Source organism: Marinoscillum furvescens DSM 4134 (assembly GCF_003386095.1).
In the GTDB taxonomy this organism is placed as follows: domain Bacteria; phylum Bacteroidota; class Bacteroidia; order Cytophagales; family Cyclobacteriaceae; genus Marinoscillum; species Marinoscillum furvescens.
On record NZ_QREG01000011.1, the window covers coordinates 69,720 to 89,877 of the forward strand.

Consider the following 20,158-nt stretch of genomic DNA (forward strand, 5'->3'; position numbering starts at 1 on the left):
CTGCTAGAGGCCTATGACTCCCTGGTATTACTTGATCTTCAATACAATTACTGAAGCTTGAGGAATGGACACTTCCAATTTTTCTTTTCGTTTTTTAAACGAACTAAATGACACTTGTGAAATTTTGGAAGGGTTATCGAAGGTATTATGATCTTGTAAATGGTCTGAACTCAAGATTTGACCAGTGATTGATTTTGCTTTTAGATCTGTCAACAACAGATCCACTTTGACCGACTTAGTGACATGTATATTTACCAATGAAATATGAACCTCGCCTTTGTCATTCAACGAAGCAGAAACTGAAACTGCAGGTAAGGACTTTCCTCCCATTTCATAAGAGGTATTATTGTTAAGAGATACTGGTATAAGTTTAGCATCTTGATGCACCTTATACATATTCATAACATGATAAGTAGGCGTGAGCACCAATTTCTCTTCTTTCGTAAGTAACACAGCCTGTAGGACATTAATGGTTTGAGCAAGGTTGGCCATTTTCACCCGATCTGCGTGATTGTTAAAAATATTTAGTGTGGTGCCTGCGATCATAGCGTCACGCATGGTATTCTGTTGATATAAAAAGCCAGGATTGGTACCTTCCTCTACATTGTACCATCCTCCCCACTCATCTACGAAAAGCGCTATTTCTTTTTCAGGATCATACTTATCCATTATGGCGCTATGTTTGGTCACTAGCGTTTCCATGTTTAACGCTCGCTCCATTGTAGTAAAATACTGGGATTCGTTAAAGGCTGTTGCTGAACCTTTATCATTCCAATCTATGACTGCATAAGAGTGTAGCGCTATTGCTTCGATGAGATGTTTAGGAATATCCCTCATCATTATTTCCGTCCAGTGATAATCATTATCACTGGCCCCGGAGGCTATTCTGTAAAGACCTGCGCTGTTGGACCAATCCACCATAAATGTGGCATATTGCTTGTAGAGGTTAGCATAATACTCGGGAGTCATATTTCCACCACACCCCCACATTTCGTTACCTACTCCCCAGTACTTAACATTCCATGGTTTATCTCTACCATTTTCCTTTCTCCATTTGGCCATAGGGCTGATACCATCGTGGTTTACATATTGTACCCAGTCAGCAAGCTCTTTTACAGTTCCACTACCCACATTTGCCGCCAGGTAAGGCTCTGCTCCTAAAACCTCGCACATGTTTAGAAAATCATGAGTACCAAAACTGTTGTCTTCCACAACTCCGCCCCACCATTGATTCACGATAGTAGGTCTCTTGTTTTTGGGTCCTACGCCATCTTTCCAATGATATGTATCAGCAAAACAACCTCCTGGCCATCGCAATACAGGGATTTCGAGATCCCTCAACGCCTCTATCACGTCCAAACGCACACCATTTTTATGTGGGATCGTTGTATTGTCTTCGCCTACATAGAACCCATCGTAGATACACCGCCCCAAGTGTTCGGCAAAATGTCCGTAGATATTTTTATTTATGGTATGATTAATCTGGTCTTCAAAAAGCTCAACTTCAACCTGAGCAATTACCGAAATTCGAGAAATAAGAATGATTGATGTTATCAATAAAAAATTTTTCATGGTAGGTATGTGTTAGATATTATTCATGTTTCAATATACGACTTTTAAGTGTACTTAATACATTATATAAACATACCATACCCCTATCGGCCACAAACAACCTATTTATCGTTCATATTTAAATAATTTCAGCTTATTAAAATTTGAAAGTACTTGTGGATTTTTAGGGTTAGAATGACTTAATTGCCCTTTCTTTTTGGTACTCACCCGATATCCTAAAATATGACTCAATATCAAGATCAAACCCACTTACTGGTAGCGGTTGATTGCATCATCTTTGGCTTTGACAATGAAGAGCTGAAACTTCTTTTGATTAAAAGGGATTTTGAACCTGAGCGTGACAAATGGTCCTTAATGGGTGGGTTTCTAAGGCCCCAGGAAACGGCTGATGAAGCTGCGAAGCGAGTACTTCACCGACTCACAGGCTTACAGGATGTATATCTCGATCAGGTACATACTTTTAGTGCTCCTGGCAGGGATCCTGTAGAACGCACAGTTTCAATTGCCTACTACGCCCTGATTAATATTGAAGATCACAATGAGGAGCTATCTGAACAACACGGTGCGAAGTGGTTTAGTCTGAAAGAAGCGCCAAAGCTCATTTTTGATCACGAGCAGATGGTAACAGCAGCCATTCAAAAGTTACGCTACAAAACCTCCGTGCAGCCCATTGGTTTTGAACTCTTGCCAGAGAAATTTACCATGCGCCAGCTTCAGAAGCTCTACGAGGCAATTCTCGACGAAGAGCTTGATAAACGCAACTTTGTAAAGAAGATCAATCAGCTAGACATCCTGACCAAACTGGATGAAAAAGATATGACATCCAGCAAAAAGGGATCTTACCTTTTTCAATTTGATCAGAGCAAATATGAAAAACAGGCGAGCAAAGGGTTTTCGCTCAAACTAGCCAATCAATTGTGATTAATTGGCTGCTACATTAAAGTCCTGCTCGTATAAGGTTTTCATTGCAGCAGCAACATATACTAGCGGAGCATTCCAATTGATGGCTATTTCGTTCGTACTATAGCTACACAGCTCATCGATATAACATTTTGCAGGTGCAGTATCTGGATAGTAACTCAGCCCACAGTCTTGTGATCGATTGTGGGGATTTGGACCACCTACCAGCCAGCCTGGAATAGGTGCGGCTATTCCATCTGCCTCAGAAAGGCGATGATGAATTCTTTGGGGTGATACCACACCGAAACCCGTGACAAAACAGTAGCCGGTGGCATTCTTACCCAACACATAATCCAGGCAGGATTGTGCGGCTTCAAAAAATTCTCGATGCCCTACCAGTCGGTAGGCATTGATCATGACCATCGCCTGATTTAGAATATAGGAATTACTCCCCCATTGAAACTGATCTATGGGAACCCGATAAGCAGACGCTCTCCATTTTTCGACCTGTGCTTTTGCTAGTTGAAGCAACTTATCCGACACCTGCTTGTGAAAGGTATTGGGTAAATCCGGACAACTTGCCAATGAAAAAATAGCCAGTGTTTCCACTGAAGCCCAATTGGGCACAGAAAAATGACCAAACTGCTCCAGGTCAATCGCCGCGAGATACTGCTCATCTTCAGTTGCCAGATAAAGCTCTGTTGCCGCCCAAAGAAATTCATCCTGTAGTTGTTTATCTCCATATTCACCGGTTTTTACAGCAGGGTATTCTGTAGAATTGGTATATGCCTTATGAGGGTTTTTTGAGGCCCATGACCAGGCATATTCAGCTTTATTGAGCAATCGCTTTGCCATTACGCTATCCACTTCCTTTAGACTATGATAGCTACGAGCTAGTACTGCAGCAAAATTCAAGGATGCTGCCGTTCCTTTGGCAACTACATATCGTGTGCTATTTGCATCATGCGGAGGCACAAAGCCTTCAAAATTGGCAGTAGTTAGCTTATGATATACTCCTCCATCATTGGGGTCTTGCATTTGCTCCATCCATCGGAGGTTCCATAAAACTTCATCGAGAATATCCGGATTGGCATTGTTACTTTCCGGAATGTTTAGCTTCATGTCCAGAAGAGAGCTTTCATAGTGCTCCAGCGCCAAAAGCAATGTGTAAGTTGTAATTCCAGAGTTGACCACATATTTGTTGTAATCACCAGCATCATACCAGCCAAATGGTGCCTTTATCACCTGATCTTTACCTCCATGTGTGTCTACTGCTGAAACATGCAGCTGAACCGCGGTATCGGGATGTCCCGCTTTACGAGCAAATTCTCCTGCGTGCTTAGCTTCCAAAGCAGTGGATGCCCGATTGTAGTAGTATGCCTTGATACTTGCCTTGAGCAAGTTGTCATAAGGCTTAGCGTTGATCTGAAATGGGTGCGACTTTACTCCACCCGACCGAAGTTGGAATGTGCCTGACTCTTGAAAATCTGAGAAATCTGCAATGGCCACTTCCTCCTGAGAATACTGCCAGGTAGCAGCAGGTAACAATGCCGCAGTGTAGACAATCTGCTCATTTGTGTTCAGGATCTCAAATGAATCCCGATTTGGTTGAACCAAAACAGCTTGTTTCTGACCGTTCGTGAGATAGCCAACCTGATTGACACGGAAAATTGGTGACTGCTCCGATGAGCCTTTTGAGGGCAGGTAGCAACCATTCATAAGCAGCGCAGTGATCATGACGAGCACTACTGTGCAGATATTTGAAACAGAGGGGCTAATCTTCATGGTATTATGTAGGACTGTTACAAAAAACATTCTCCAGCGAGCCACCCTTGTGGGTATTATTTTCAGTGATCAAACGAGCTCGCTGGAAAATGTCAAAAATCAATTATTCAAATCCTATGCGATCTGCATAGATTACGGAAGAGGTGATCCCATCAACCTTGAGAGCAAAACGAACAACCTGAGACAAATCGGTGGTTGAATAATTGGCCAATGGAACTTGGTACTCTGTCCATTCACCTTCTACTAAAGTGACCGTATTGTAATCATCCCAGTTGTCATTCAAAATACAAGCAACTTGTGCTCCATCGGTACCAGGGCCTCCATATAGCGCAAATGAAAAGCTCGTGCGTGTACTGGCATCTATAGCTGGATCTATCCCACCTACAGAAAGTCCCCCACCATTGGTAGTTTCAAACTTCCAGCTTACCTCACCGCTATAGACCTGTTCTTTATTTGCAGGATCAGAGGTGGCCGCCTCCCAGCTCCAATCTCCACCACCTGCGGCAGTTTCATCATCAAACAGGCTTACTGGAAGTGGTGCAGGTCCACCCATATCAAACCCTACTCGATCTACATAAATCGTAGTACCAGCGACTCCTTCCACCTTGAAAATAAATCGTGTGATGTTTTGAAGGTTTACCGTGGCATAGTTGCTAAGGTCTATTTCATAAGAAGTCCATTCGCCTTCTTTAAGGGTAACACTATTGTAGCTGTCCCACTTATCAGCACCATCCGAACCAAGGATACATGCGAGCTGAGCTCCGTCAGTTCCTGCTCCTCCAAACACTGAAAAGGCAAACACTTTTTGCTCTGAAGCATCTACACCCGTAAGTCCGCCAGCAGATACTCCACCATCGCTATCCGTTGTAAATTTCCACGAAACGTCTCCTGAGAAGAATTGCTCAGTGCTGGCTGGATCGGATTCTACAGTATTCCAGCTCCAGTCTCCCCCACCAAATTGAATGCCGTCATCATATAGTGTGACTGCCAAAGGTTTGGGTCCTTCTCCGGGTACCAGCAAGTTTGCGCCAAGCAGGCCTTCATAGTCATGAATGGTTTTGTAGGTGATACCACCATTTTTAGCTCCTTCCGGAACCCCTACGACAATTTCCGTAGCACTATGAGCGGTGAAAGATGCGGCAGCCACAGGATCAACTCCCGGAAGAGTAAGTGACGCAACGAGATCCAGGTTTGTACCTGTGATGGTGATATCGTCGGTGCCCGGCACTGCGGGCTCAGGAGATACCGATGCACCCATAGGTAGCTGTATAACGACCTCTTGTGAAGTGGTCACTTCCACCGGAGATACTTGTCTTAGCACCATGCTACCTCTCTCTGTTTGCTTTGGCACGGCCAAAACGATTTCTGTAGCCGTATGTGTCTTAAACCCTGCGGCACCTACTATCTGATCACCAGCAAATAAAATAGATGTTACCAGATCTAGATCCGTACCCGTAATGGTCAGGTCTGCTGTATGTCTTACTTCTGCAGGACTCAGTGCCGTCACTCGTGGCAATGTGACCTTTAGCTCCTGCTCCGAGGCAAAAGTTAGAGGCTCGGTACCTCCTGAGCTAAATACCAAAAAGCCTGTTTCTGCCTCCATTGGCACTTTCACTTTCAGCTCGGTCATGCTCTGAGACTCAAACTCATCTACCAAAAGTCCATCTTTGAAGGTGACTGTCTCGATCCAGTTGAGCATCTCACCTGTGATGGTCAGTGTACCGCCAGGTTTCACTTCATCATCTATAGTGCTAATAGTCACCGGCACCTCAAAACTCAATGGTGTCTTTGAAACTACATCGCCTTTACTGGATTTAAGGGTCACCAGGCCTGCCTCGGCCTCCCGTGGTACTTTGATTTCTATTACCGTGGAAGATTTAGAAATAAAATCTGTCACAGACACTTCAGGAGCAAGCATGATGCTGCTCACTTTGTCCAAATTGAGCCCTATGAACTTGATAGTATCTCCGTGGTGGACTCCTGATGGACCGAAACTCAACAGTACCACTTCATCTACTGTAGGCTCTTCCTCGTCGCAGGCAGTAGTAAGCCCACCCACGATTAGCAACATAAGCAGGAGCTTTACTCCCCACTTATTCTGAACTATTAAATGTTTCATCTTGATTCTTTTTAGTAAGGAGTTTATTGTTCTACAATGCGCACATTATCTATATAAATCTCAAATGGACTATTGTCAGCCATAGGCGCTGCCAGTACCCAAAACGACAGCCCGCCAGTATTGTCCGGGTTCCACTTAGTAGCTGATGGAGTATATTCCACCTCATCGCTATCATTCATGTCCATGTCATACATAAAATCTGTCAAAGGAATGGTGACAGTAATCCAACGGCCTCCCGTATCAAAGTTTTGATCAGCAGCCGCCCACGGGCCCCATATGGCTCTCGGATTGAAAGCGTTCGTCCATACTTCCTGGTTACCAGCATTGTCCCAAGGTGAAAAGCAAATGTTGAGATAGGAAGCATACCAGCTTATTACCTTCGCTTCAAACTTCAATACATAGTTTTGTGGTTCGGCAGGTATAGGTATCAGGCTACCCTCAGGACGTCCGGCAGCCTGCCCCCAAAACTGAGATTCATAATGATTGTCTCCTACAGGTCCCTCTTCACGAGGACTATCCGCACTGTAGTTTCCACTCAGCTTTAGGTAATTGCCATCCAAACTGTGCTGGTCGGTTACATATAACCCTGGTCTCCAGCTGCCATCTGCATTTTTGTCATCATAGTTTAAGAAGATGTTACGTTCATCTTTATAATGAAAACTGGTTTCTGTAGTACCAAAATTGGTGCTTACCGTCAATGGACCTGATTGAGCTCCCTCTGGTATGGTCACCTGAAGTGTATTTTGATCTACTACTTCTACAGATGCTTCCACATTGCCCGTAAAGCTTACGGTAATAGGTTCGAAAAAGAAGTCTCCGGTAATTGTGGTAGTACTTCCCACTTCAGCATACTCATGCGTCATGCTGCTCAATACAGGTTCAGATATTGCCACCTCAAAATCATAAGCAAGCGTACTACCGTCTTTGAATACGATTTGAATGGTATTCGTGACCTCAGTAGGCGCCTGGTTGGGTATATCTACAAAAATTGCTTGATCCGTGATATAGGTTGGTATCAATACGGCTTGCTTGTCATTAAACCACAGCTCTCTTGCTCCTCCAAGGTTTTCTCCAACTACCACTATGAGGTCTCCTAAAAAGGCCCCTGCTAACAATGAATCGGAACTCTCTGGATTAGCCACCCGCACATAATGAATGGCCGGGCTGCCTGTATCATCGTCTTCACAGCTACTCATCAATGCTACAACGAGCATAAGGGGAAGTAGCAGTGCTAATCTGTTTTTATATAATTTTTTCATCTTATTTTATCTTTTATAGTTGTGCCAAGTACCACAAGTTATTACTACCATCTTACTGCGGAATCTCAAAAGGAACTGCTTCCGCATCAGGTCCCAGGTTTGGATTATTGATGAGCTCCGTAACCGGAACTGGCAAAAACATATCCTCTGGCGAAACAACTACGGGACTTTCTGGAGCCTCGGCGATGTAGGCCGACTCATCATTCGCATCAGCAGTAGATCCATCAGGAAGCACCACCGTGTGGGCTCTTCTTTGATTATTGAGATAGGCCAAAGCCCCTGCTTCATCACGATAGTACAAACGCTTGACATCCAGCCAATTGATCCCTTCTGCTGCAAACTCTACTCTACGCTCTCTGAGGATGTCAGCATAGGTAATGACAGCACGAGTATCCAACCCGGCACGCGATCGGATGGCATTGTAATATTGAAGGGCTTTAGCATCGGTGGTGGAAGAACCCGTACCAATGGCTGCCTCTGCATAGATCAGGTACACATCAGCCAGACGAAGCATATACTGATTGAGTGGTGTTGCCTGATTGACCACTGGAGCTCCAATATCATCCTGCGTTCCGACAATGTATTTTCTTACGTTGTTACAAACTGGTGCTTTATATTCCAGCTGATCACCATTGTCATCAGTATTGACAATATGGTATTCATATCCGCCTTCTTTGCTGTTGATGTTTGGATATACATCTCCATTCATCATAAAGATGGCCGGTCTTCGCAAGTCTTCGAATACACTATCCTCAGCGCCATCATTGGCATCTAGAGCTCTCACAAAATCATAGGTCATGGACTTACCTCCACCCCAGGCCTCAGAGTTTCCTGTGATGAGGCTACTGCGCGCAAATACTGCTTGTCGGCTATTGCCTGTGCCCCAGGCACCTGAGATCCATTGAAGTGCAAACAACGATTCAGCATTATTCTCATTTTCCACCTTAAAAAGGTCTTCATAATTTTCCATGAGTTCTGCACCACTATTCATGATCACGTCATCTGCAAGCTCCATTGCTTTCGCAAAGTGTGCCGCAGCATCACCCGAGCTAAGATTTGATCCCATGGTCAGATATATTTTGGACAATAAGCCCTTCGCAGACCAGCTGGTCAACCTCCCAGGCTGATCACTGCCAGGCAGATGCTCCGCAGCAAACTCCAGGTCACTTACGATAAACTGATAGATACTTTCACGCGTGTTCTTTGGCAGATCCAGGTTGTCATCACTGATCAACTGTGTAGGGTTGGTTACCACGGGAACATCTCCCCAGTATTCGGTAAGAAAGTAGTATGCAAATGCTCTGAAGAACTTTGCTTCGGCTACTCCGGCATTGATCACCTCATCATTTACTCCATAGCTCGAAGCGATTCGAGGCATGTCATTGATGATGACATTGGTACGAGCAATTACAGAGTACAAACTCCCCCATGCTCCCGATACGATACTATTGGCATCGGTGAAAGTGAAGAAGAAAAACTGTCCTTCGTCCTGGTAATCATTGTACAAGTCACCAGCCAGTCCATCTCCGGCTGCCCAGCTAAACTTATCATTGAAACTAAACCATGGTCTTCCGTACAGCGATGCAGTGACCGTTTTGATTTCCGCTTCGTTTCGATAAAAAGCATCTACCACAGCATTGTCCGCCGGTAGTACTTCTAAAAACTCGTCCTGACATCCGTTGATCGTCAGAAGCAGTGCGAAAGCACTTAAATATGTTGTAATCTTTTTCATAACAATCGTTTTGTCTGGTTAGAAAGTGATATTTGCACCTACTGTATACACTCGAGGTGACGGGTACCTACCCATGTCGATGTTTTGCATCAGCGGGTCCTGGTTGAATGCCCCTACTTCAGGGTCATACCCACTGTAGTTGGTGAATGTGTAAAGGTTCTGTCCTTTTACATAAACTCTCATCGAGTTGATTTTTACGCGATTGAGTAGGCTGGTAGGTAAAGAATAACCTACTGTAATGGTCTGGATGCGAACATACGATCCATCCTCAATCCATCGGTCTGACATGCGATCGTTAGTGTTGTTGTCAGTCTGTGAAAATCTGGGAATGTCAGTATTTGGATTAGTCAATGTTACATCACTAATGTTGTTATAAGATCCTTCCTCATTTACCAGTTCGATCCGAGCCCGTTTTACAATATCAGATGATTGGTTGTTGTAAACACTAGACATCTGCTCATTTCTAACTTTGGAGAAATTTAACACATCTGCACCGTAGGATCCTGTGAGATAAATTCCCAGGTTAACCGGCCCAAAATTGAAAGAGTTGTTGATACCATAGGTGAAGTCAGGGTTCGGATCGCCGATGATCGTTTGATCTTCTGAGTTGACAATGCCGTCTCCATTGAGGTCTTGAAATTTCATATCCCCCAGCCAAACGCCATCCCGAACGTGTATAAGGTTTTGATTGCCATCTTGCGTTTGGTCCTCTACTTGTACCGGAGAATTCGCTATGTCCGTACTGTCCGTGAATATTCCATTGGTCTTATAGCCATAAAATACCCCTACCGGCTGACCTTCAGTGGTTCTGGTCACCGATTGGAAGTTGCTATACCAGTACAGGTTTCTGGTATAGTCTCTGTCAATCTCCAGAATCTTGTTTCTATTCAGCGTGAAGGTCACGTCAGTATTCCAGGAAAACTTATCTCTTGTGATGTTTCTGGTATTGAGGCTCAGCTCCAATCCCTTATTTTCCAATTTACCTACGTTGGCAAACGGTGATGCGATACCAGCGCCACCACCACTGATGTAATCTGGCAGGGACACCTCGAGCAAAAGATCCCTTGTCTGCTTATTGTAGTAGTCAGCAGTAAGGTCGATTCTCCCCCCCCACAGGCTCAGGTCTAGTCCAATATTATACTGAGTAGTAGCCTCCCATCTTAAGTTGGGGTTTGAAAAACGCTGGTTGATGTTGGCAGTGCCAAATTGAGAGTTCTCTGTACGCAGAGCAGATCCGTACGCATAATTTGGAATACTTTGGTTACCCACTTCGCCATATCCAGCTCTAAATTTCAAATCTGTGAGCACATTGGTTTTGGGCATAAAATCCTCGTTCATCACCCTCCACGCAAAGGAACCAGACGGAAATACTGCCCATCGGTTGTTCGGACCAAACTTAGATGATCCATCTGCTCTCACAGTGAAGGTAAAGAGGTATTTATCTGAAAGAATATAATTTAAACGGGTGTAGTAGGAAGCCAGCGTAGAGTTTCCAAGCCATCCATTGGTAGGCACTGTAGAGTTTTCTCCCTGGTTAAGTACTTGAATGTCATTGGACACAAAGTTGGTTTTATAAACTTCTGATCCATTCCAGCGTGACTCCTGCATTTCATTACCCAACATCGCGGTGAGATCATGCACCCCAGATTTAAAATTATAAGTCAGGTAGTTTTTCCAAATCCAAAAGAAGTTGTTCTCCTCCCGCTGACGCAAATCATTCACATCATTTCGAATGACTCCCCATTCATAGGTTGGATTAAAAGATTTATTGAGGCCATGTGCATTGTCTAGCCCATATTCGGTGCGTAGTTTTAGTCCTTTAGCTAAATCCAAATCTGCGAAAAAATTAGCCATGAGGCGTTCACGCTTAAGGGTGTTGTTTCTCAATAAGGCCAGGGCCACAGGGTTGGACCCTATCTCAGCAGTATTTTGCACAGGTCCGGCGAAGTTTCCATCTATATCCCGAACCGGTACTGCGGGAGACATCTGTAGCGCTTGAGAAATCACACCATCTCCACCACTATTTAGCGTGATCACTTCATCTATATCGGCATAGGTGATGCTAGTACCCATCTTGAACCACTCTTTTACTTTTACATCCAGGTTTACCCGGGTGGTGAAACGCTCAAATCCAGAGCCAATGATGATCCCATCCTGTGAAAAATAGCCTCCAGATATCGCATATTTGAAATCATCCACACCTCCAGAAACAGAAAGTTGGTGACTTTGAATAGGCGCTTGTTCAAAAACGGCATCCTGCCAGTCAGTACCTTCTCCGAGAAGTGATGGGTCTTGAAACCGTTCATTGAGTTCGATTCCATCGATTTCTTCTGCCACTTGAGCCTGATACGCTGCAAACTCCCGTAGATTCATCATATCAAGCTTTCTGGGAAGCTCCTGCACGGCATAGTAGCCATCATAGCTGATCTTAGCTTCGCCAGCTTTTCCACGTCTGGTGGTGACCATGACCACACCATTGGCTGCTCGCGATCCGTAGATGGCTGTAGCTGAGGCATCTTTTAACACCTCTATACTTACTATATCATTGGGGTTGATTGAAGCAAGTGGGTTTACCCGGTTTTGTCCGTTGGCACCCCCTGCCCAATCAAACCCTGCAATAGACTGGCCTTCTCCTGAAATAGGAATACCATCTATTACATATAGAGGCTCACTACTGCCCGTGATAGAACTGGTACCACGAATACGCAGCGAAACCGCTCCCCCAGGTGCACCTGTGTTTTGTGTTACTTGCACACCTGCTATCCGTCCCTTTAGTGCCTGATCTATGTTGGCCGCTACCATGTCATTGAGGGTCTCCCCATCCAATGAGGCCACGGCGCCTGTTAAATCACTTTTCTTTTGGGTACCATAGCCTACTACCACTACTTCATCTAGTGCGGCTACATCAGTTTGCATGTTTACATTGATAACACTTCGTCCATTTACAGGAATCTCCTGTGTCTGAAACCCCACAAACGAAATAATCAATGTAGCATCTTCAGGTACTTGAATAGAATAGTTTCCTTCAATGTCTGTAATGGTACCGTTGGTGGTACCCTTTACTAGTACAGTTACTCCGGGAAGTGTGCCTCCATCTTCATCGGAGCTAATTGTACCAGTCACTCGGGTGGTGTTTTGTGCCTTACTGACATATCCCCCAAAAAGCAGGAGACATACCATCACAAAAGAAACACCAGGCCATGACCTGACGGGTTCTTTTGGTTTCATTTTACTGTAATCGTTTCTCATAATGTGACTTTTTAGAAAATCTTAATCGGTTGTATGATTGATTTCAAAATCCTCATTTAATCATCAGTTCAGACTAATTAGATTAAGGATTATTCAATGATAGTAGGAATTATTCCCAATTAGCTCCGTCATTTTATCACATGAAGGTCATAAAATGTCTTCGGACAAGCCCCAACATCTTCAGTAATCATATGTACACTATTTCAAAGTCATTTAATACCTAATTCCACCGACTAGCTAGCTACCTAAAGTCACTGGCTCACTGACTCTTATCGCTTTTGGTGAATATTTTCGCTTGATTTTGAGTAGGCGGAACTAGGTGTCCTGCCGGTCCAGTGATTGGGCATATTTGGACGGCAATACTTTGTATTCTTGCTTGAAGTATTTGGTAAAATATTTCGGATTGTTGAAGCCTACTTTATAAGCAACCTCAGCTACACTTAGCTGGCTTTTTTCTAAAAGCGCCGCTGCTCTCTTTAAGCGTATCAATCGGATAAACTCGATGGGAGACTTACCTGTGATCTCCAAGGTCTTTTTGTAGAGTTGCCCCCTACTCACAGCCAGCTCCCTGCTGAGTTCCTGAACCGAAAAATTGGCATTGGAGATATTTTCCTCTACTATGGCAATGGCCTTTTCTATAAACTTTTCATCCAGAGACTTGATTGCAATCTCAGATGGTTTGGCCACAATCCGATGTTCAGATGCATGGATTTGCTTCTGAAGTTGAATAGCTGATTTAATGCCCTGTATTAGAATTTCAAAATTGAAAGGCTTCGTAATATACTCTGTGGCTCCGGCCTCAAATCCTTCAAGTTTTTGATCATCTGAATAATGAGCGGTGAGCAAAATAACCGGAATATGTCCTGTTCGCGGGTCGCGCTTTATCTTTTGACAAAGCTCAATACCTGTCATCACAGGCATCATAATATCGGTTACCACCAGATCTGGCTGCTTGTCCATTGCCAGTTTCCAGGCTTCTTTGCCATTTGGTGCCTCATAGATGTTATAAAGAGCTTTTAGGTTATCTCTTAGGTAAAACCTAAAATCCTCATTGTCATCTGCCAGCAGAATGGTTGGGCAGTTTTCCTGATGCACTTCTGGTTCGATCACGGATTCCTGACTGTTGACTATCTGTGTGGTTTCAATTTCCTCCCTATGCTCTAAAAGTCTTTTGAGTGGTAACTCAAAGATGAACTTGCTACCTTTCTCCACTTCACTTTCTACCCAAATTTCACCATGATGCATTTCTACAAACTCTTTCGAAATCGAAAGCCCAATTCCACTACCGTGATTTAGGTTAAATGAAGCATTGTCTACCTGAAAAAACCGATTAAAAACTTGTGCTTTGCGCTCCTGAGGAATACCTATACCGGTATCTCTTACTGCAAAGCGAATGGTATGTACTCCTTCTTTTTGGGCTACCTCATCGATCTCAACAGCTACCTTACCCTGAGGGTGTGTAAATTTAAACGCATTGGATAAGAGGTTAAACATCACTTTTTCTAGCTTATCACGATCAAATCGGGTGAAAAATTGAGGAACGGATGATTCAAAGCTCAAGTGAATGTGGCGTTCACTTGACAGGTCTGTAAACGAGTCTACGATACTCTTCATGAAAGCGATAATATCACCAGATGCCAATGACAAACGATGCTGATTGGCTTCCATTTTACGAAAATCCAACAGTTGGTTGACCAGATTGAGTAAGCGGCGGGCATTTCTATGAATCAGCTCATAATGCACCTTTTTTGCTTCATCCTCAGTGCTTTTCATCAGCCTCTCTATTGGTGTAAGGATCAGCGTAAGTGGTGTGCGAAACTCATGGCTGATGTTGGTGAAAAATTTGATTTTCATCAGATCCAGTTCGTGTAGGCGCTTTGCTTCCAATTGCTCCTGAGCCACTTTGGCTCTAAACCGCTCTTTATTGATGATGACTCTGCGAGTGAAGATTAGCGCCAGAGCAAATACGAACATATAGATTACGTAGGCCAGAGGTGTTTCCCAAAAGGGCGCCAAAACTGTGATGTTTAGTGTTTTTGTTTCACCACTCCACATGTGACTTTGGTCAGTAGCCATCACCTCAAACGTATAACGACCCGGGTCAAGATTGGTGTAGTTTACCCGATGTATATTAGGGTCTGTCACCCACTGATCATCAAACCCCTTTAACCGATACTTATAAACCGTATTTTCATTTTGGTAGTAATTGAGTGCTGTAAACTCTATGGTAAATGAGTTTTCAAAATGTTTAAGTGTAATTGCTGATGTTTGGTTGAGGCCATCTGCAAACCACTCTCGGCCATTGTACCACTCGCCAGACCTAATGCGGTGATTGGAGATGTAAAAGTCCAGAAATACCAGTTTATTTTCCTCATTGGTAAACTGTACTTGCTCCGGATCAAAAATATTGAGACCGTTGCTGCCACCAAAAGCCAAATGCCCTGACTGCAACTTGAGCGCAGAGCGTTCATTGAACATTTCGCCTTGCAAACCGTCAGATAAATCAAAGTTTTCGAAAATCCTGAGGCTGTCATCGGTAATGGTCAGTTTAGACAGGCCTTTGAAGGTGCCAAACCACATATCGCCTGAATCATCCTCCAAAATCGAAGAAATGATATTGTCTGGCAGCCCGTCTTCTTTGGTAAAGGTCTCAAACTGCTGTTTATCCTTATCAAAACGGTTTAGGCCATACATAGTACCTACCCACATGGTGCCATCGGAAGCACAATAAATGTCTAATACGGAATTGTTGCTAAGTGAGCCTTCTTTGCTTTCGTCCTGTAGGATGTGGCTGAAGGTCTGCGTTTCTGGATGAAAAATCTCAATACCATAGCCTGTACCCACCCACATGCGGCCACTTCGATCCTCGCTAAATGAGGTCGCATAGTTCGATTTTATCGTGCCGTTCTCGCGGTTAAACTCATAGATTTTTTGAAATGCACTATCATAAACATTGACTCCTCCCTTTAAGGTCCCTAACCAAAGCCGGTTTTTCGAATCAAGGTAAAGCTTCCATACGCTATCACCAGAGGGTGAATTAGGATCATCTTTTTGGTGCCTATATGTAGTGAATTTTTGGCCATCAAAGTAATTGAGCCCTCCCATGTAAGTACCCATCCAGATGCCCCCATCTGCTGCAGGAGATAGACTCACCACAATATCTGAGCTCAAACTATGCGGGTCCTGAGGGTCATGCCGATAGGTAGTAAAGGAACCGGAGCGGCGATCAAAACGATGTAGCCCAGCCCCATCCGACCCGAGCCAAAGGGTATGTTCATCTGCTTGCATAATCGCTAGTAGATCGTTGGCTTTTGGTGATCGGGCATCTACATTCTTATAAAAATTGAAATTTACTGACTTAGGTGAAAAATAATTGACTCCTCCCTTATTGGTACCTATCCACACGAGCTCCGATTTGTCCTTGTAGATAGAAATGACCGAATTGATACTTAGTGAATTAGGGTCAGAAGTATTATTCCTGATGGATTGTATAGTTTGTTGCTGATCATCTATAATCGTGAGTCCTCCGTGATCCACCCCTATGATTACCCTTCCCGCCTGGTCTTGGATGATACCACTGACTAGTGTGCTACCCAGTACGTCTGCATCATAGTGTTTGCAGCTACTCGTTTCAGGAGAAAACCGACACGCACCAAAAGGGTATGCTTCGCTGTAAAACCAAAAATCTCCGGCATTGTCAATAAAGGTTTTGAGCTCACTTTTTCCCTGTAAGTGTTCCGGATATTTGATGAAAGTTGTTTTTTGTGGATCGCCAGTATCAATCAGCTCAATACTGCCATTCATATGCGTAAGTGCAATATTTCCTTTGCCATCTAATGCAGCAGAAACTACGTCCCGATATGCCCCGCCATAGTGGTAAATGGTGTCCTGGTCTGACAGATAGGTCTTCACTCCCAGGTTTTCGATGATAAACCAGTAATTACCATGTTCGTCCTTTATGAGGTCTGTGAGGTTATAATCATCTATTCGCAACTGAATAATCAAGTCCTGAATGTTGATAAACCGTTCCTGAAAGACATCATAAGCAAAAACGCCATAGTTTGGCTTGATCCACATGTGGCCTTCGGGACCTTCTTTCATCCAAAAGATATTTGGGTTACTCAAGGCAAACTGATTGTCTTCATCAGGCTCAAATACTTTGATCATACTGCCATCATAGCGATTGAGACCTGACGGGGTCCCGAACCAAATAAACCCAAGTTGATCCTGATAAATGCTGTTGATTCGATTGTGCGAGAGTCCGTCTTTACTATCCAAATGCTCAAATCGGATTTGCGAATGCTGTCCGTGGCATACTATGGCAAGCAAAACAAAAAACTGAACCAGGATTTTTTGCAAAATGGGTCTCATCACGATTTGGGTTAAGGTCTAATAATATACATGTTCGGGTACTTACATATGGAAATCATAGTTGTTGCTGGAAAGGCACAGCGGGTAGTCCGTTTGCATTGTAAAGCGAAACCTCCGGGTTGTCAGCCCAGCCATAGCGCACATACTTTGGCGTAGTGATCTCATCGCTCCATACTACTACCTGATTGTCACTTATTTTGGCTTCAGCCCAAACATACTTACCATCGGCACCAGCCAAAGCAAAGCCCTTCACAGGCCCATTGGAAATCAATCCATTCCCTACATAGTCATAGCTAATGACAAGTCTATTGCCCGACATTGTATGGGCTTTGTAAGTAGGGCCACTATGGATAAGAGCTTCACCAAAGGCCACATTTCGCGCAGCAAGCCAAAGTCGCTCTCCCACATCTCGCTTGTTTCGTGGATGTATATCTAGTGCATCCCCTATATCCAAGGCCACGGCCATGCCAGTCTTAGGCAATTGTAGCACCTGACTTTGTGCTTCTCTAAGTGCTGCCCACTGACTCTCCGAGGGCTCGGGTTTCCTTTCCATAAAATTAGCTAACTGAACAAACAAAAATGGAAACTCTCCTTGTCTCCAGGCGATCCGCCAGCTTTCAATCATTGTTTTGAAAAGCTCATAGTACTGGTCTGGCTTGTCGGCATTGCTCTCTCCCTGATACCAGATGACACCTTTTATGGTGTAGCCAGCTATTGGAGCAATCATTGCATGATAAATCATTCCTGGCAGCCAGTTATATCGCTTTACAACAGGCATAGGTGGCTCCACCTGATTACTGAAAAGCCAATCTCCTGAGAGGTCCATACGCTCGCTTCCCACCTCTAAATACATGGCTCCTGGTTTACCTACATACACCTTATTGTCCCAATCGTTGATGCATCGAATAGCTATCACATTATCCCCTTCTCTCAACACATTTTCCGGGATTTTTAACACAGGGGTGTCATCCTGCCAGGACTCTCGGCCCACCAGTTTGCCATTCACAAAATAGGTCGCAGTTTTGGTCACATCTCCGAGAAATAATGAAGATTCGGCGGTGTTTTCCAGACTGATATGTTTCCGCAACCAGACAAAATCTGTCAATGCCTCTTGATTAGGCAATGCTACCTGCTGCCAGTTGGAATCGTTGTAACCTGGAAGCTGAGTACCTGTTTTTAAGAAGGAATGTTCATCGCCAATTCTTCGGTATTTGGTTTCATTTCGCTCATTGTTGGCACGAATACTATCTGACCAGTTTGCTTTAGGATCTAAAATCTCTTTTGCCGCCAATTCATAGCCTGGCACGCCTACCAACCTTGAAGCGGGGGTCCAGGCCTCGGCTGGAGTACCACCCCAGTTGCTTTCTATGATGCCCACGGGCACATCTTTCTCTAAATGATTTTTCTTGGCAAAAAACCAGGCAACAGCAGAAAAGTGCTCACTGGTCTCTGGGTTGGCGATTTTCCATTCACCACCATTAAAGGATTGTTGTGGAGAAGACCCTATTTGATGCGGAACCTTGAAAAATCGAATCTGATTATAGCTCGAATTGGCAACTTCGCTTTGCCAGCCATCTACATTTCCATTGAGTGGCCATTCCATATTCGATTGTCCACTAGCAATCCATACATCGCCAAACCAGACATCTTTTATAGTTGATCGGTAATCTGTACTTTCTATAACTATTTGGTAAGGCCCTCCTGCCCCATGTGCCGGGTATAATACTTCCCATTTTCCTGATTTGTCAACGACAGTATTCACCGTTATTCCATCGACACTCAAACTAATCTTTTCTGAAGGCTTTCCGGTTCCCCAAAATCGTACTAGATGATCTCTTTGCAACACCATATGGTCCTGAAAAAGCAGATTCAACGACACTTGCCCATTAGAAACAGCAGCGATGCATGCAAATACGAGAAATAGGAGTTGTTTCATAGGTTGGATTATTTGAGTGCTTTTCCTGATTTGTACGGATTGTTCATATCCCGCTCAAAAAATGTCTTTTCGTGTTCCTCGAATTTAATAAAATCGGCGACTGAAGGGTGAGACGGGTATGGCGCATAGTGATGGGTGGTGTTGGCATTGCGCCACACCAGCACCCAGGCTATCGCAATATCGTTTGCCAAAATAGGGTCAAGCAACACATCTGTAAACCACTTTTCATTGGTCACCCCTTCCAAACCTGTTTCAGAAAGCGCCGCTACTTTGCCTCGCTCACGAGCGATCTCAGTGATCAATTCCAGACTTTCTATAAAGTATTTTCGCTGCAACTCTGGGCTGTCACTTCCTCCAATTCTACCCACATCGCCATAGTTATCCAAACCTATTATGTCCACGTACTCATCACCCGGATAGCCATAGAAATAAGTCGATTTTGCCAGGCTATCCATTTTCCATCTACTGCGATCTGGAGAAAATGCATACAGCAAGTGATGGATGTCTTTCTCGTTTTTCAGATAATCTACAGTGAAGCGATACAGCTCAATATACTCTTCTTCCGAGCAATTACCTTTTCCCCACCAAAACCAGTCACCATTATGCTCATGCCAGGGTCTGAAAATGACTGGAATACGCTTAAACCAACCCACTCGCAATTGATCCAGCCAGGCTGCCACCAGGTTCAGTTGCTGCTTAAACTCCTCGTGCTTGCTTCCACCAGGAAGTAAATCGCTTACAGAGGGTGTCTTATCCCAGCTATTGCCACCGGTAGAGAGGTTATCCAGATGCCACGAAATGGTAGTTATACTCCCCATCCGGTAACTCTGCTTGATCCACCGCTTCATATTCTGAAATCGGACATCATCCAGATTCGCATCCAAATCCATCCTACTACCCAGGTCCCATCCTATTACAGCTGGGTATGTACCCACAGTTTCTTTTACATCAGATCTCTTCTTCTCTGCTTTCCATTTCACCCCATATGCCAAATCGTCCTGATGTCCAAACATAAATCCCTCTTTAGCTATATGATGTAGGTTTAGTAATAAGCTTTTAGTTTCACGGGTTGCATCCAGATCGATAGGTGTCTGAGCAAGTGTTTGTTGGATTAAAATAGTAAGAGCAAATAGACCAAAGATGTGTTTCATTTGTGTGCGTTGAGAATCGAAAAACAAGAGTCGGCTATAACCGACTCTCTTAACCTATGAAGAATGAAGTGATACCTAAATAAT

General features: G+C 44.0%; 10 protein-coding genes. 1 reads left to right on the forward strand and 9 read right to left on the reverse strand.

Annotation, left to right across the window (positions count from 1 at the left end; translation table 11 throughout):
- Positions 1–27: 27 nt before the first annotated feature.
- The gene (locus C7460_RS12515) at positions 28–1,572 is read right to left on the reverse strand and encodes an alpha-N-arabinofuranosidase (RefSeq protein WP_115868452.1); all 1,545 of its coding nucleotides are present in this window, start codon (positions 1,570–1,572) and stop codon (positions 28–30) included.
- 222 nt (positions 1,573–1,794) lie between these two features.
- Here C7460_RS12515 and C7460_RS12520 point away from each other — a divergent pair, with 222 nt between their 5' ends.
- Entirely contained in the window at positions 1,795–2,493 is a 699-nt protein-coding gene (locus tag C7460_RS12520) for an NUDIX hydrolase (protein WP_115868453.1), read from the forward strand.
- Here the strand turns inward: C7460_RS12520 and C7460_RS12525 are convergent, their stop codons facing one another.
- The 8 genes from C7460_RS12525 to C7460_RS12560 form a co-directional block, all read right to left on the reverse strand.
- Positions 2,494–4,257 carry a glycoside hydrolase family 9 protein gene (locus tag C7460_RS12525; RefSeq protein WP_170147996.1) on the reverse strand — a complete coding sequence of 588 codons (1,764 nt, stop codon included), beginning with the start codon at positions 4,255–4,257 and terminating at the stop codon, positions 2,494–2,496. It lies immediately after the preceding gene.
- 103 nt (positions 4,258–4,360) lie between these two features.
- Complete coding sequence (locus C7460_RS12530; RefSeq protein ID WP_115868455.1) at positions 4,361–6,376, reverse strand: hypothetical protein; 2,016 nt, start codon at positions 6,374–6,376, stop codon at positions 4,361–4,363.
- Between the two features lie 23 nt (positions 6,377–6,399).
- Entirely contained in the window at positions 6,400–7,635 is a 1,236-nt protein-coding gene (locus tag C7460_RS12535) for a glycan-binding surface protein (protein ID WP_147302940.1), read from the reverse strand.
- A gap of 52 nt (positions 7,636–7,687) precedes the next feature.
- Positions 7,688–9,367, reverse strand: a complete 1,680-nt coding sequence (locus tag C7460_RS12540; RefSeq protein ID WP_115868457.1) for a RagB/SusD family nutrient uptake outer membrane protein — start codon at positions 9,365–9,367, stop codon at positions 7,688–7,690.
- Between the two features lie 18 nt (positions 9,368–9,385).
- Entirely contained in the window at positions 9,386–12,595 is a 3,210-nt protein-coding gene (locus C7460_RS12545; RefSeq protein ID WP_115868546.1) for a SusC/RagA family TonB-linked outer membrane protein, read from the reverse strand.
- Positions 12,596–12,931: 336 nt separating this feature from the next.
- Entirely contained in the window at positions 12,932–16,987 is a 4,056-nt protein-coding gene (locus C7460_RS12550) for a hybrid sensor histidine kinase/response regulator transcription factor (RefSeq protein WP_115868458.1), read from the reverse strand.
- Positions 16,988–17,042: 55 nt separating this feature from the next.
- Positions 17,043–18,923, reverse strand: a complete 1,881-nt coding sequence (locus tag C7460_RS12555; protein ID WP_115868459.1) for a sialate O-acetylesterase — start codon at positions 18,921–18,923, stop codon at positions 17,043–17,045.
- 8 nt (positions 18,924–18,931) lie between these two features.
- A complete protein-coding gene (locus tag C7460_RS12560; RefSeq protein WP_115868460.1) occupies positions 18,932–20,074 on the reverse strand; it encodes a glycoside hydrolase family 26 protein in 1,143 nt (380 codons plus the stop codon).
- Between the last annotated feature and the right edge of the window lie 84 nt (positions 20,075–20,158).